This is a genomic window from Pseudomonas sp. NFX15 (genome assembly GCF_049132105.1).
Lineage (GTDB): Bacteria > Pseudomonadota > Gammaproteobacteria > Pseudomonadales > Pseudomonadaceae > Aquipseudomonas.
The window spans coordinates 202,539-216,167 of sequence record NZ_JAFMPV010000002.1 but is presented as its reverse complement, the minus strand read 5'-3'; the positions used below and the strand labels follow the sequence as shown (position 1 = coordinate 216,167).

Sequence of the window (13,629 nt, the reverse complement as noted above, 5' to 3'; positions counted from 1 at the left end):
AGGCATATGTTCTGCCAACATCTTTATCGGCTGATCGGTCGCTTTCGCTGGCAAGCCAGCGCCTACATGGGTTTGTGGCGTGTCAGGTACGCATCCCGCGGCCGCTGACCAGCAATCGTGCGCAACCGAAATACAGCACCAGGGTGGCCACCAGCATGAAGGTAATCGCAATGCTGATGCGGATGTCCGACACGCCGAGAATACCGTAGCGGAACGCGTTGACCATGTGCAGCACCGGGTTGGCCAAAGACACGGTTTGCCAGAACGGTGGCAGCAAGGTGATCGAGTAGAACACCCCGCCCAGGTACGTCAGCGGCGTCAGCACGAAGGTCGGGATGATCGAGATGTCATCGAAGTTGCGTGCAAACACGGCGTTGATGAAGCCCAGCAGCGAGAAGATCGTCGCGGTCAGTACCACCACCAGGATGGTCACGCCCAGGTGATGCACCTGCAAGTGAGTGAAGAACAACGACAGCAACGTGACGATGATCCCCACCATCAAGCCGCGCAGTACGCCGCCCAGTGTGTAGCCGATCAGGATGGTGTGCGGTGACAACGGCGAGACCATCAATTCTTCGATGGAGCGCTGGAACTTGCTGCCGAAGAAGCTCGACACCACGTTGCCGTAGGAGTTAGTGATCACCGACATCATGATCAGCCCCGGTACGATGTACTCCATGTAGGTGAAGCCACCCATGTCGCCGATTTGCCGGCCGATCAGGTTACCGAAGATCACGAAGTAGAGGACCATGGTGATCGCTGGCGGCAGCAGGGTCTGCGGCCAGATCCGGGTGAAACGCCGGACTTCACGGTAAACGATGGTGTTGAGGGCAACGAGGTTGGGGCGCAGCTCGGAACTCATACCGCCACCTTCGACAGATTTTTCTCCACCAGAGACACGAACAACTCCTCGAGGCGATTGGTTTTGTTACGCAGGCTCAGCACTTCGATGTTCTGCTGCGCCAATTGGGTGAACAGCGCGGTGATGCCCATGGACTTGTCGACCTGGACTTCCAGGGTGTGACCGTCGATCAACCGGGACGGGTAGCCGAGCAGTTGTGGCGCGGCTGGCAAATCGCCCTTGAGGTCAAGCAGGAACGTCTCGACATGCAGTTGGCTGAGTAACTGGCGCATGCTGGTGTTCTCGACGATGGTGCCGTGGTCGATGATGCCGATGTTGCGGCACAACTGCTCGGCCTCTTCCAGATAATGGGTGGTGAGGATGATCGTGATGCCTTTCTGGTTGAGCTCGGTGAGGAAGCTCCACATCGAGCGACGCAGCTCGATGTCCACCCCCGCCGTCGGTTCGTCGAGGATCAGCAGGCGCGGTTCATGCACCAGTGCGCGGGCAATCATCAGGCGACGCTTCATGCCGCCGGACAGCGAACGCGATGGCACGTCCTTCTTGTCCCACAGGCCGAGCTGGGTCAGGTACTGTTCGGCGCGCTCCTTGGCGATTTTCGGCGGGATGCCGTAGTAACCGGCCTGGGTCACGACAATGTCGAACGTCTTTTCGAACTGGTTGAAGTTGAATTCCTGAGGCACGACGCCGATGGAGCGCTTGAGCTGTGCAGGATTCTTGTCCAAGTCGTGACCGAAGATATTCACCGTGCCGCTGGTCTTGTTCACCAGGGTCGAGAGAATGCCGATGGTCGTGGATTTGCCGGCGCCGTTAGGGCCGAGCAAGGCGAAAAAATCACCTTCGGCGACATCCAGATCGATACCACTCAGGGCCTGGAAACCGTTGCCGTAGGTTTTGGTTAGCTGCCGGATGGACAGAGCGGAACTCATATCGGATTTACGCACCAAGAAGGGAGGAAAGGGATCAATATGGGCGGCGGCGAACAATACAACCGCAGCGAATTGGCACAATGGTGCTTGTCGCCGCCACACAAGTACAGTCAAGCGTGTCGATAGTGAGTATTAAGTCAACGCGGTCATGACCGCCTTCTGATACGCCGGACGCTGTTTCAGCCGTGCGTACCAAGCCTGCAGATGAGGGTGGGGCGCACGCTCGATCGGCATCTCGAACCAGGCATAAATGAAACTGCCCAGGGGAATATCGCCCATGCCGATCTCGGCGCCGGACAGGTAAGGCGTGTGTGCCAAGGCTTGATCGACCATCGCCAGCAGCGTGTCGCATTCCTTGATCGCCGCCTTGATGGCGGGCCAGTCCTGTTGGTCGGCCGGGGTGCGCAAGACGCCCCAGAACACGGTGCGGAACGGGCCGGCAAAGCTTGAGGTGGTCCAGTCCATCCACTTGTCGGCCGTGGCGCGGACCTGTGGGTTTTTCGGGTACCAGGGCGTGCCTTCGGCATGCAGGGCCATCAGGTACCGCACGATGGCATTGGATTCCCACAGCACGAAGCCATCGTCTTCGATCACCGGCACTCGGCCGTTGGGGTTCATCGCACGGTATTCGGGCGTATCGACGACACCAAAGGCACCACCGGCGTCGATCGCCTCGTAGGCCAGCCCCAGTTCTTCGGCGGCCCACAACGGTTTTCTGACATTCGATGAGTTTTTCCGACCCCAGATCTTCAGCATGACCGCCTCTTTTTCGATAAGTGGGCAGGCAGCATACGCCGGATCAGGCGCGACTCAAATCGCTCTGCATATCGCCCAATAGAGGTTGCAGTTGCTCGCCGAACAGGTGCGGGTAGCATTTTTCCAGGTGTTCGAAAAAAAACGCTTCCGGCACGTCGGCAAACTGGCCGTGATCGACAAGGTACTCCATCAACTTCGCGCCATCGCGGTTGAAAGGATGAAAAACGCTGTCGTTGATCCCGTCGAATTCCAGCGGCGCGACGTTGAACAGTTCACACAATTTCTGATTGAACGCCGGTGTCGCCTTGACCCAGCGATCCTGCAAATAAAACTCGGTGTAGCCATGCATGGCAAACATGTCGCTCTTGAGCAACTCAAGCAGCCGTGGCGTGGACAGATGATTGCGCACATCCGCCAGGCCGATCCGCGCCGGGATCCCGCAATGCCGCGCCGCGCCTGCCAGTAGCGTGGCCTTCGGCACGCAATAACTCTCCCCCGCCGCCAGCGCGTAACTGCCGCGCAGGGTCTGCGGGTCGCGACTGAAGGTGTACGGGTTGTAGCGCACGGCCTCACGCACGGCGTAATAGAGACTGATCGCCTGATCTTGTGGATCACGACGTGAGCCACGGTGTTTTTCGGCGAACTCCACCACGGACGGATGGTCACTATCGATGAAGCGGCCGGGACTCAGATACTCGTGCATGAGAACAATCTCCTGGGGAAGCCCCGAGTCTAGCGAGAGCTTCAGCACAGAGATAACGACATATCGGCCAAACATGGGCGCTTTGTCGCTCGCTCATTCAACGCTTTTCCCACGCGTGCAACCTGTTTGTCGCTCGAAAATCATCCGGGGTTTCCCACGAATTCAATCACATTGCGCTGACCACCCTGTTTTGCGGATGCCGTCTAAGCTCTGAGGGCTGGTCCGCCCTGGTTTCACGGAGGAATGAATATGCTGCTGTTGTGGATACTGGTTTTGCTGGTCGGGATTGCTTATTTGGCTCACCGGCGCATTGCCCCGCTGCCCATCCTGGCCATCGTCGCCGTTTATGTCGTGGCCATGGGGGCTTTCAGCCGTGCGCCGGGCTGGCTGCTACTGGTCTTGTGGATTTTGATTGCCGCTGTCGCCCTGCCCTTGGTGCTTCCCGACCTGCGCCGCAAATTGTTCAGCGCGCCGATGTTCAGCTGGTTCCAGAAAACCTTGCCGCCGATGTCGCAAACCGAACGCGATGCCATCGACGCCGGCACGGTGTGGTGGGACGGTGAATTGTTCAGCGGGCGTCCGGACTGGAACAAGCTGCTGTCCTACCCGAAAGCGCAATTGAACGAAGAGGAACAGGCGTTCATCGACGGGCCAACCGAAACCCTGTGCACCATGGTCAATGAATGGCAGCTCGGCCAGACCCTGGACCTGCCGCCCGAAGTTTGGACTTTCGTCAAGGAACACGGGTTTTTCGCCCTGATCATCCCCAAGGAGTTTGGCGGCAAGGGTTTCTCTGCCTATGCCCACTCGCAAGTGGCGATGAAACTGGCAAGCCACAGCGGCGACCTCGCCTCCACCGTGATGGTCCCCAACTCCCTCGGCCCGGCCGAACTGCTGCTGCACTACGGCACCGATGAACAACGCAATCATTACCTGCCGCGCCTGGCACGCGGCGATGACATCCCGTGCTTTGCACTCACTGGCCCCTTGGCCGGCTCCGATGCCGGCGGCATGCCGGACTCCGGGGTGATCTGCAAAGGCCAATGGGAAGGCCAGGAAGTGCTCGGCCTGCGCCTGAACTGGGAAAAGCGCTACATCACCCTCGGCCCAGTGGCCACCCTCCTCGGCCTGGCCTTCAAGGCCTACGACCCGGATCACCTGCTGGGTGACAAGGAAGACCTGGGCATCAGCCTGGCGCTGATACCGACCGACACCGCCGGAGTCGAGATCGGCCACCGCCACCTGCCGCTGGGGGCTGCCTTCATGAATGGCCCGAACTCGGGCAAGGATGTGTTCGTGCCGCTGGAGTTCCTCATCGGCGGCCAGGAGATGCTCGGTAAAGGCTGGATGATGCTGATGAACTGCCTGTCGGTCGGGCGCTCGATCTCGCTGCCGGCGGTGGGCACCGGCATGGCCAAGTTCACCAGCCTGGTGACCGGCCAATACGCACAGATTCGCGAGCAATTCAACGTGCCGATTGCCGCGTTCGAAGGGATCCAGGAGGCCATGGCGCGCATTGGCGGTAACGCCTGGATGATGGACGCCGCGCGCATGCTCACCGCCAATGCGGTTGATCTGGGCGAAAAGCCCTCGGTGCTGTCGGCGATTCTCAAGTACCACCTCACCGAGCGCGGGCGCGACTGCATCAGCGATGCGATGGACGTGCACGGCGGCAAGGCGATCATCGAAGGGCCGAACAACTACCTTGCCCGCAAATGGAAAGGTGCACCGATCTTCATCACCGTTGAAGGCGCGAACATTCTCTCGCGCAACCTGATGATCTTTGGCCAGGGCGCCATCCGCTGCCACCCCTTCGTGCTCAAGGAAATGGCCCTCGCCGGCCGCGAAGACAAGGATCAGGCACTCACCGAGTTCGATGACCTGCTCCTGCGGCACATCGGTTTTGCCGTGAGCAACGCCGCCAGCACGCTGGTGCTGAACCTCGGCTTCGGGCATTTGGAACACACCCCCGGTGACAAACTCAGTCAGGGTTATTTCCGCGCACTCAATCGCCAATCAGCGGCATTTGCCCTGCTCGCTGACCTCAGCATGATGTTGCTGGGCGGTGAACTGAAGCGCCGCGAACGTTTGTCCGCACGACTCGGCGACGTCCTGAGCAACCTGTACCTGGCGTCCGCCGCCCTAAAGCGCTACCACGATCTCGACTCACCGGAGTACATGACGCCGCTGCTGGCCTGGGCCATGGAAGAAAGCCTGGGCCAGGCCGAGCGTGCCATGGATGAACTGCTGAACAATTTCCCGAACAAGGTCGTGGGCTGCCTGCTGCGGGTGATCGTGTTCCCGTTCGGGCGCCGGCACAAAGGCCCGCCGGACAAGCTTGGGGCCGAAGTCGCTGCCTTGATCGGACGCGCCAAGGGTGATCCTGCCTTGGAAGAATTGCTGCTGGGTTGCTACCGCCCGCAATCGAACGACGATCCGGTCGGCGCATTGCAGCACGCCTGCAACCTGTTGAGCGCCGCGCAGCCTTTGCAGAAAAAGCTGCACGTGGCCGTCAAGGGCGGTCAGGTCAGGCCCGTGGCCGGTGAGTCGCTGATCGATGCAGCCCTGGAGGCCGGTGTGTTGCAGCCGGTGGAAGCACACACCCTGCGCGAAGCCGAAGCGGCCCGGCGCAAGGTGATCGATGTCGATGATTTTGACAAAGAGGCGCTGACACTGGCGGAGGGAAAAATCCGCTGATCCGTTCAAACATGTAAAAACGGGCGCGGGGGCTTTATACTCCCGCGCCCGTTTTGCTCTTGAGGACTTATCTCGTGTCCAACATCGTTGCCGACCATCTTGTTTTGCTCGACCACCTGCGCAGTATCCTGGTCGCCGTAGGTGAGGCCGATCAGGTGCCCGAAGAAAGCCATGCCTTGTTCCTGGAGCGCTTCGACGAACTGCGTGCGTTGCTGCCGGTCGATCCGATCGAAAGCCAATACCTGGGCCAGGACATCCTGTGCCAAATCATCACCCGCTACCCACAGATCGCTCATCTCGTACCGCGGGACCTGCTGTGGTACTTCGCTGGCGACTGCCTGCACTACATGCCCGATGACGAAATCGACCTGTACCAGGCGCTGGAAGAACGTCGCTTCGAAGCTGAACAGAACGACGAACCGTTCGACTGGAACCAGGAAAAACAGCTGCTGGCGTTGTCGAACCAGGACAGCAAGCACTGATCCGCGCCCCGTCGTTCAAAAGGCCCGCCAGATTTAACCCGCGGGCCTTTTTTGTGCCTTCGATTGCGTAGGAGCTGGCTTGCCAGCGAAGGCACCCCCAGCATCGCCGCAAGACTCAATGGCGCCTTCGCCGGCAAGCCGGCTCCTACAGGTGCTTGGTTCCGGGATTAAAACAGGCCGTCACTCTCCGGCAGTTCATACTCCGATGGGGACCAGCCGGGGCCATTCGACGGACCTGGTTTGCCCAGTGTCGGCTCCTTCTCCAGACACTCCACAAGGTAATCGATCAGCACCCGAAGCTTTGGCGGCAGGTACCGGGTGGGCGAATGCAAAAGCCAGGCACCGCCATGGTAAGACGCCAGGAAAGTCCAGTCCGGCAGCACCTGCACCATCAAGCCCTTCGCCAGGGCATGGCGCGCAGTGAAATACGGCAAGCTGCCAATGCCGATGTGCTGCAACACCGCGCCATACCGCACGCCAGTGTGATTGGCGGCATACCGGCCGCGCACACCAACGGTTACCGACTTGCTGCCTTTCTTGAATTTCCAGCGGGCATCGCTCGGAGTTTCACCCAGGTAGATGCAACTGTGGTTGAGCAAATCATGGGGATGCGTCGGCGTGCCGTGTTCGGCCAGGTACTGCGGCGTCGCACAAAGCAAATGGTCGATGGTCAGCAACTGCCGCCCGACCAATCCCGCCGGTGGCCGATCAGTGATGCGAATCGCCAGGTCGACATGATCGTCGATCAAATCGACCTGGCGATCCTCCAGCAACAACTCGACATCCACTTTGGGATAACGCCGCAGAAACTCCGGCATGTGCGGGTGAATCACGATCCGGCCCACGGCTTTAGGCACACTCAGGCGCACCAGGCCTTCAGGTTCATCGGTGAACTGGCCGCTGATCTCCATCACCGAGCGGGCGGCGTTGACCATTTCCTGGCAGCGCTTGAACACCTCCTCGCCACCGTCGCTCAGGCGCAATTTGCGGGTGGTCCGTTGCAACAGCCGGGTAGCCAGCGCCTTCTCCAGGCGCGAAATGCTCCGGCTAACCGCCGACGGTGAAGAGCCCAGGTGGCGCGCCGCCTCGGAGAAGCTGCCGGTCTCGACAACCTTGACGAAAATCGCCATTTCACCGAGCAGCGGCAAAGGTAGATTTATGCTCACAGCGCAACAGTCCTTTGATGGTTGGCTGGATTATCACGCATTTACAGGATTCCTATAATAAAAAAGAGAAATCCAATACGAGTCCGGAATATGACGCTGCGCCTTTTTTTCCATAGTGATGAGCTCAAGGCCAACGTGGAAGTCCTGGAATGTACACCCCACGAGCACGAGTTTGCCGTGGTGCTGCGAGCAACACTGTTCCACCCCCAAGGTGGCGGGCAACCTTCTGACACGGGCTGGATTGGCGATAGCCAGGTCCTGCGCGTGGTTCAGGATCCCGAGCGGATCATTCATTTTGTCGATCGCCCGGTAAAAATCGGCATGACGCCCATCCGCATCGACGAACAACGCCGACTGTTCAACACACGCATGCATTCGGCCGGGCATTTGATCGGGCACTTTGTGCAAGCCCTCGGCTGGATGCCGGTCAAGGCACATCACTGGCCGGACGAAGGCCGTGTGCAATTCAAGCCAGGCAACACCGCACAGGACATAGAGGCCCCGGCCATCGAGCACGGCATCAAGCAGTGGATCGACCACGATCTGCCGCGCCTGACCTCCTTGCGCGAAGGCGCCCGCGAAATCGGCTTTGGCGAATTGCCGGCCTACGGTTGCGGCGGCACCCATGTGCGCAGCCTGAAGGATGTGGGAACCGTCACCATCGCCAGCCTGTCGCAGAAAAAAGGTACGTTGTCCGTCCACTACCACGTCGATTGATCGCAGGACGGGCGCTGAGGGCGCCCCGCAACGCAAAAAAGGCCCGCACAGTCAGACTGGCGGGCCTTTATTTCTTTGAGCATAAAAAACGCGAAAACAAAAACGCCGCTCAATGAGCGGCGTTTTTGTGAAATTGGAGCGGGAAACGAGACTCGAACTCGCGACCCCGACCTTGGCAAGGTCGTGCTCTACCAACTGAGCTATTCCCGCAAATGGCGTCCCCTAGGGGACTCGAACCCCTGTTACCGCCGTGAAAGGGCGGTGTCCTAGGCCACTAGACGAAGGGGACACGCTACCCGGAACACATGGTGTGTGTTTCGGTGTCCAGACCCGCATCCGAAGACTTGGTTCTGGTTTCACTCAGCCCTGCCCGAAAGCAACGCTGTTTAAAATTGGAGCGGGAAACGAGACTCGAACTCGCGACCCCGACCTTGGCAAGGTCGTGCTCTACCAACTGAGCTATTCCCGCATTGGCGTCCCCTAGGGGACTCGAACCCCTGTTACCGCCGTGAAAGGGCGGTGTCCTAGGCCACTAGACGAAGGGGACACACGTACAACATTCACTCCCTGCTTCGTTTCGCTGTGTGCTTTACGCTGCAAGTGGCGCGCATTCTATGGATGGATTGAGAGGTCGTCAACCCCCTGATATAAATTTATTTAAATCAATGACTTCGCCCTGCTTTTGGACGCCTTAGCGGTTTTTCCGCTGCCCGGGGTTTGACGCCTATATTCTGACACCCGCCAAGACGTTATAGTCTATCCATGATGGCAATCGGTCTATCGAGTGCCATCATTTATAGAAGCGCCGCTGCGGCCGATATAGCCACAAGCATGTCCGATCCAACCCGTCATGCGGGCCTAGGCGCTCAAATGCCCAGCCTCTACACTCGCATGCGTACCCTATAAAGAGGTCTTACCGGTGACGCCACTCATGATCACCCTGCTAGTTGTAGCCGGGATCGCACTGTTGATCGCCATTGGCTACATGAACCATGTGGTGGAAAACAACAAGCTGGAGAAGACCCGTACCAAGATCGAGCTCAATGATCGCCTGCGCCGCTGCGGCGAAATCACCGAGACGTTCCCCGGCCAGTTGATGACCCCGGCACTCAAGCTATTGCTGGCACGCCTGGAACTGAATGTCTGCCAGCGTTTGCTCAACCTGCAAAAGTCCAGCGCCAATCTCAAGGCACGGATCGTCGAGCTGGAAACGCTGACGGGCCAGGGTGAATCCATCCCGGTCAACAACCCGCCCGCACCGATCCAGACCGAAGCCAAGGCCAAGGATGTGCGTTTCCTTCTTGAAGCGCTGCATGGCCAGATCACCCGCGCCGCACACGACGGCTTCTTGCAAGCCAACGAAGCCAAGCGCTGGATCCGCGAAGTGCGCCACATCCTGGTGTTGCTGCACATTGAGTTCTTCAATAACCTGGGCCAGCAGTCGTTGCAGCAGAATCAGCCCGGGCAAGCGCGCCTGGCGTTCGAACGCGGCGTGCAGTACCTGCGCAAACAACAGGAGCCGCAGGTCTACGCCGAACAGCTGGAATACCTCGAGAAACTCCTGGCCCGCGCCAACGACCAGGTCATGGACCGCATTGCGCCGGTCGAAGGCGAAGTCAATCAGTTGACCGAAGGTTTAAAGGACGTCGAGGCCGACGCCGACTGGAAGAAAAAAGCGATCTACGACTGATCAGCAAAAACCACTATGGGAGCGAGCTTGCTCGCGATGGACTGCAGAACGCCGCGTTCAACCAGCTAATGCGCGTTATCGTAAGCGACCATCGCGAGCAGGCTCGCTCCTACAAAAAGCCTTTAAAGCCGGAAGTGCCCCACCATTGCCTTCAACTCAACGCCCAGTTGCGCCAACTGAGTACTCGATGCAGCATTGCCCTGCATTGCCAGGGATGACTGATCGGCACTGGCGCGAATACTGGTGACGCTACGGTTGATCTCTTCGGCCACCGAACTCTGTTCCTCGGCCGCTGCGGCGATCTGCTGGTTCATCTGCTGGATCAACGACACCGCCGCCGCAATACTTCCCAGCGCACTTTCAGTTTGCAACGCATCGCTGACCGCCAGCCTCACCAACTCGCCACTGCTCTGAATCTGCTGCACCGACGACTGCGCGGCCAAGCGCAAGGCGCTGACCAGGCGTTCGATCTCCTCGGTCGATTGTTGGGTTCGCTTGGCCAATGCACGCACTTCATCGGCGACCACGGCAAATCCCCTGCCCTGCTCGCCGGCCCGGGCCGCTTCAATGGCTGCGTTCAATGCCAGCAGGTTGGTTTGCTCGGCCACGCTTTTGATTACACTCAACACCGTACCGATGTTCTGGATTTCAGCACTGAGGCTTTCGATGCTCGAACTGGCCGACGTCGCCGAATCCGCCAACTGCTCGATCCGCACCATGCTCTGGCGCACCACCTGCTGGCCGCTTTCAACCTTGCCATCAGCGGTCTGCGCGGCCAGTGCTGCTTCTTCGGCATTGCGCGCGACATCGTGCACCGTGGCGGTCATCTGGTTCATCGCAGTGGCGACCTGTTCGGTTTCCTCCTTTTGCGTGCTGACTTCCAGATTGGTCTGCTCAGTCACTGTCGACAAGGATTGCGCGGAAGTCGCCAGCTGTTCGATCCCCGACTGCAAGCCGCTGACAATGTGGCTCAGCCCTGCGCTCATTTGCTGCATCGCCTGCATCAACTGGCCGATTTCATCACGGCGGGTCACGTCGACCGTCCCGCTCAAATCCCCCGACGCAATCTGCTGCGCCACTTCAATCACACTGCGCAACGGCGCCACGATCAACCGGGTAATGAACCAAGCCGCGACCAGCCCTACCAGCAAGGCCAGGGCCGAAGAGCCGATGATCAGCAGCGCGTTCTTTTTCAGTTCGGCCTGCATCGCCAGGTCTTCAGCGGCATACGCCTGATCGACACGCTCCACCACCTGGCCCGCGCGTTCATGTAATTGTTGATAGACGGTTTTTTCCTGGGCCAGCAGGCCGGTGTATTCGGTGAGCTTGTCACTGAAGCTGGCGATATGGCCCGTCACCTCGTTGAGGACGGTCTGGTAACCCTCATCCTTGACCGTGGTCTTGAGCTGCTCGGCCTGCGCCAATGCCTGGCTGGCCTGTTCGATCTTGCCTTGCCCGGCGCTGTTGTCGCCTTTGCGGCTTTGGTCCAGGCGTACGCGGGCTTCATTCATGGCTTGCAGCATCAAGCGCGAAACCTGGCTGACCTGGCCAGCCTGCTCGATGAATTGCGCACCGTCCTTGCCTTCGGAATCCTTCAGGGTATAGGCGCCGTCATCGGCAAGCCCGGATTGCAAGACGTCGAGGTTATTGGCCACGCTGGACACCGACCAACTGGCCATTTCCAACGCGAGGTCCTTGGCTTGGCTGAGCGAGACAAACTCGTCAATGGCCTTGCGATAGGCACCCAGGGATTGCTCGACATCATTCATCACCGGCACGTTGGCCGCAGACGCAGTCTTCAACTGGCTGGCCAGGGCGACCAGGCCGTCAACGCCTTCATGCAAGGCGTCGACGGTTTTCGGACTACCGTGCAACGCGTATTCCTGCTCCAGCAATCGCACCTTGAGCAAACCGCTGTTGAGCGATGACATCTGCTTGAGTCCGTCGAAACGCTGGCTAATGGTTTGCAAAGACCACACGCCAATGCCCGCCACCAGTGCCGTCAATAAAAGCACCAGGACAAACCCGATCCCCAGTTTTTTTGCCATACCGAGGTTGGCAAAACGTCCTTGCACGCCCGAAATCATTGCACTTAGTCCTCTGCCAAAGTCTGTAGTGGAAGATTCGCAACGGGCCGGTAGCAACACAAGACGTTGACGCCGCAATAATGGCAAAAAGCTACGCCAAAGTCGCTTTCAGAACGCTTGAGGTCGATCCGGGGCAGTGGCCTGAAAGAACGCTCGTGCACGCGGGTCGCAGGCATACGCCACGTTGATTCGTCGCCAGTCACTGGCTTCACCGGCGGGATTGAAGGCGGTCTTCGATGACAAACGTATTCCGAACCGTCGCGCTGCGGTTCGTACCTGCTCCTCGTCCGAGATTCTTGATCGCGCCCAGATGAACAGGCCACCCGCCGGCTTGCCGAAAACCTCCCATTCGGCGTCTTCGAGCAGTTGCAACGCGGCCAACCGGTCGCTGTTCAAGCGCTGGCGCTGGCGCTGCACCAATTTGCGGTAGGCACCGTTGGCCAACAGGCACGTCAGCACCGATTCGCTAAATGGTGAGGCGCCCATGCTGCTGATCATCTTGACCTCGGCCAGTTGCGCAATGACCTCACAATTGGCCACCACAAAGCCAACCCGCAACGAGCTGCTCAGTGTCTTGGAAAAGCTGCCGACGTAGATCACGCTGTCGTCGAGTGCCGCCAGGCGCGAACCGGAACCGCTGTATAAATCGGCGTAGACATCGTCTTCGATCACCTGCACGCCATAGGCCTTGGCGAGTTGCAGCAGGTGGCGCGCCATCACCGACGTAAGGCTGCTGCCGGTCGGGTTGTGATAGAAGCTGTTGATGAACAACCCCTGGGGTTTGTGTTCGCGCATCAGCGCTTCGAGCACGTCCATGTCCGGCCCTGGCGCAGCCCGCGGCACCTCGAGCATCAGCACGCCGTGTAACCTGAGCAGATCGAACAACAAGGGATAGCCTGGGCTTTCCACCACCACCCGGTCACCGGCCTTGAACAGTGTTCGCACGATCAGGTCGAGCCCTTGGCTGGCACCCGCCGTGGTCATGATGCAGCTGTCCTGTGCCGTGACACCCAGCAGCTTGAGGCGCTTGAGGATCTGTTGGCGCAGGGCCAGCGACCCCAGCGCAGAGCTGTAGTTGAACAGGCTGGCCGTGTCGGAGCGACTGACGTGCTGGATCGCATAGCTCAGGTCGTCCGTCTCGCGCCAGCTTTCAGGCAAGCCACCGCAACCCAAGCGCAATTCGGCGGAAACAGGCTGACGCTCGGGTTCCGCGCCTTCCAGCCATGACGGTTCGTGCGTTGCACTCACCACCCTTGAGGGGTCTGCCACTGCATAACCGGCCGCCTGGCGTGATACCAGCAGGCCTTGTGTCACCAAGCGTTCGCAGGCCTGGGCGACGCAGGACTGACTGAGCAGATTGGCTCGCGCTATCTGCCGCACCGAGGGCAGGCGCGTACCGGGCGAAACCTCGCTGGCATGCAGCCAGCAGGTCAGCGCATCAACAATTTGCTGTACGACGGGCACCAGCGCCTGTCGGTCGATTCTCAATTCCATGAGCAAGCACACTCCTGTGGTTTTGCGAACAGCAGTTAATCACAGG

Annotated in this window: 11 protein-coding genes, 4 tRNA genes and 1 pseudogene; 4 read left to right on the top strand and 12 right to left on the bottom strand. The window is 59.4% G+C overall.

The window, feature by feature from the left end:
• Positions 1–82: 82 nt before the first annotated feature.
• The 4 genes from J1D76_RS03145 to J1D76_RS03130 all read right to left on the bottom strand — a co-directional run bounded on the left by J1D76_RS03145 (position 83) and on the right by J1D76_RS03130 (position 3,250).
• Positions 83–862, bottom strand: a complete 780-nt coding sequence (locus tag J1D76_RS03145; RefSeq protein WP_421136980.1) for an ABC transporter permease — start codon at positions 860–862, stop codon at positions 83–85.
• Positions 859–1,791, bottom strand: coding sequence for an ABC transporter ATP-binding protein (locus tag J1D76_RS03140; protein WP_421136979.1), 933 nt, complete (start codon positions 1,789–1,791; stop codon positions 859–861). The genes J1D76_RS03145 and J1D76_RS03140 overlap by 4 nt, the downstream gene beginning before the upstream one ends.
• A 132-nt stretch (positions 1,792–1,923) precedes the next feature.
• Positions 1,924–2,547 (bottom strand): glutathione S-transferase family protein, encoded by a 624-nt coding sequence (locus tag J1D76_RS03135; RefSeq protein ID WP_421136978.1) that lies wholly within the window; start codon positions 2,545–2,547, stop codon positions 1,924–1,926.
• 43 nt (positions 2,548–2,590) lie between these two features.
• Complete coding sequence (locus tag J1D76_RS03130; RefSeq protein ID WP_421136977.1) at positions 2,591–3,250, bottom strand: transglutaminase-like domain-containing protein; 660 nt, start codon at positions 3,248–3,250, stop codon at positions 2,591–2,593.
• Between the two features lie 249 nt (positions 3,251–3,499).
• Here J1D76_RS03130 and J1D76_RS03125 point away from each other — a divergent pair, with 249 nt between their 5' ends.
• The gene (locus J1D76_RS03125; RefSeq protein ID WP_421136976.1) at positions 3,500–5,947 is read left to right on the top strand and encodes an acyl-CoA dehydrogenase; all 2,448 of its coding nucleotides are present in this window, start codon (positions 3,500–3,502) and stop codon (positions 5,945–5,947) included.
• Positions 5,948–6,021: 74 nt separating this feature from the next.
• Positions 6,022–6,429 (top strand): PA2817 family protein, encoded by a 408-nt coding sequence (locus J1D76_RS03120; protein WP_224537100.1) that lies wholly within the window; start codon positions 6,022–6,024, stop codon positions 6,427–6,429.
• A 167-nt stretch (positions 6,430–6,596) separates the two neighbouring features.
• Here J1D76_RS03120 and J1D76_RS03115 read toward each other — a convergent pair whose 3' ends face one another.
• Positions 6,597–7,595 carry a LysR substrate-binding domain-containing protein gene (locus tag J1D76_RS03115; RefSeq protein WP_421136975.1) on the bottom strand — a complete coding sequence of 333 codons (999 nt, stop codon included), beginning with the start codon at positions 7,593–7,595 and terminating at the stop codon, positions 6,597–6,599.
• A gap of 90 nt (positions 7,596–7,685) precedes the next feature.
• Between J1D76_RS03115 and J1D76_RS03110 the strand changes: the two genes are divergently transcribed.
• Positions 7,686–8,312 carry an alanyl-tRNA editing protein gene (locus J1D76_RS03110; protein ID WP_421136974.1) on the top strand — a complete coding sequence of 209 codons (627 nt, stop codon included), beginning with the start codon at positions 7,686–7,688 and terminating at the stop codon, positions 8,310–8,312.
• 134 nt (positions 8,313–8,446) lie between these two features.
• Here J1D76_RS03110 and J1D76_RS03105 read toward each other — a convergent pair.
• The 4 genes from J1D76_RS03105 to J1D76_RS03090 all read right to left on the bottom strand — a co-directional run bounded on the left by J1D76_RS03105 (position 8,447) and on the right by J1D76_RS03090 (position 8,859).
• Positions 8,447–8,522, bottom strand: a tRNA-Gly gene (locus tag J1D76_RS03105).
• A 3-nt stretch (positions 8,523–8,525) separates the two neighbouring features.
• Positions 8,526–8,601, bottom strand: a tRNA-Glu gene (locus J1D76_RS03100).
• A 104-nt stretch (positions 8,602–8,705) separates the two neighbouring features.
• Positions 8,706–8,781: transfer RNA gene (locus J1D76_RS03095), tRNA-Gly, on the bottom strand.
• A gap of 2 nt (positions 8,782–8,783) precedes the next feature.
• Positions 8,784–8,859 (bottom strand) — tRNA-Glu (locus tag J1D76_RS03090).
• A gap of 384 nt (positions 8,860–9,243) precedes the next feature.
• On the opposite strand from J1D76_RS03090, the gene J1D76_RS03085 reads away from it, so the two are divergent.
• Entirely contained in the window at positions 9,244–10,002 is a 759-nt protein-coding gene (locus tag J1D76_RS03085; protein ID WP_421136973.1) for a hypothetical protein, read from the top strand.
• Positions 10,003–10,124: 122 nt separating this feature from the next.
• Here J1D76_RS03085 and J1D76_RS03080 read toward each other — a convergent pair whose 3' ends face one another.
• The 3 genes and pseudogenes from J1D76_RS03080 to J1D76_RS03070 all read right to left on the bottom strand — a co-directional run bounded on the left by J1D76_RS03080 (position 10,125) and on the right by J1D76_RS03070 (position 13,583).
• Positions 10,125–10,988 (bottom strand): methyl-accepting chemotaxis protein, encoded by an 864-nt coding sequence (locus tag J1D76_RS03080; protein ID WP_421137103.1) that lies wholly within the window; start codon positions 10,986–10,988, stop codon positions 10,125–10,127.
• Positions 10,986–12,050: pseudogene (locus J1D76_RS03075) on the bottom strand (HAMP domain-containing protein); the annotation flags it as partial. The gene J1D76_RS03080 and the pseudogene J1D76_RS03075, both read right to left, overlap by 3 nt.
• Positions 12,051–12,197: 147 nt before the next feature.
• Positions 12,198–13,583, bottom strand: coding sequence for a PLP-dependent aminotransferase family protein (locus tag J1D76_RS03070; RefSeq protein ID WP_421136972.1), 1,386 nt, complete (start codon positions 13,581–13,583; stop codon positions 12,198–12,200).
• Positions 13,584–13,629 lie beyond the last annotated feature (46 nt).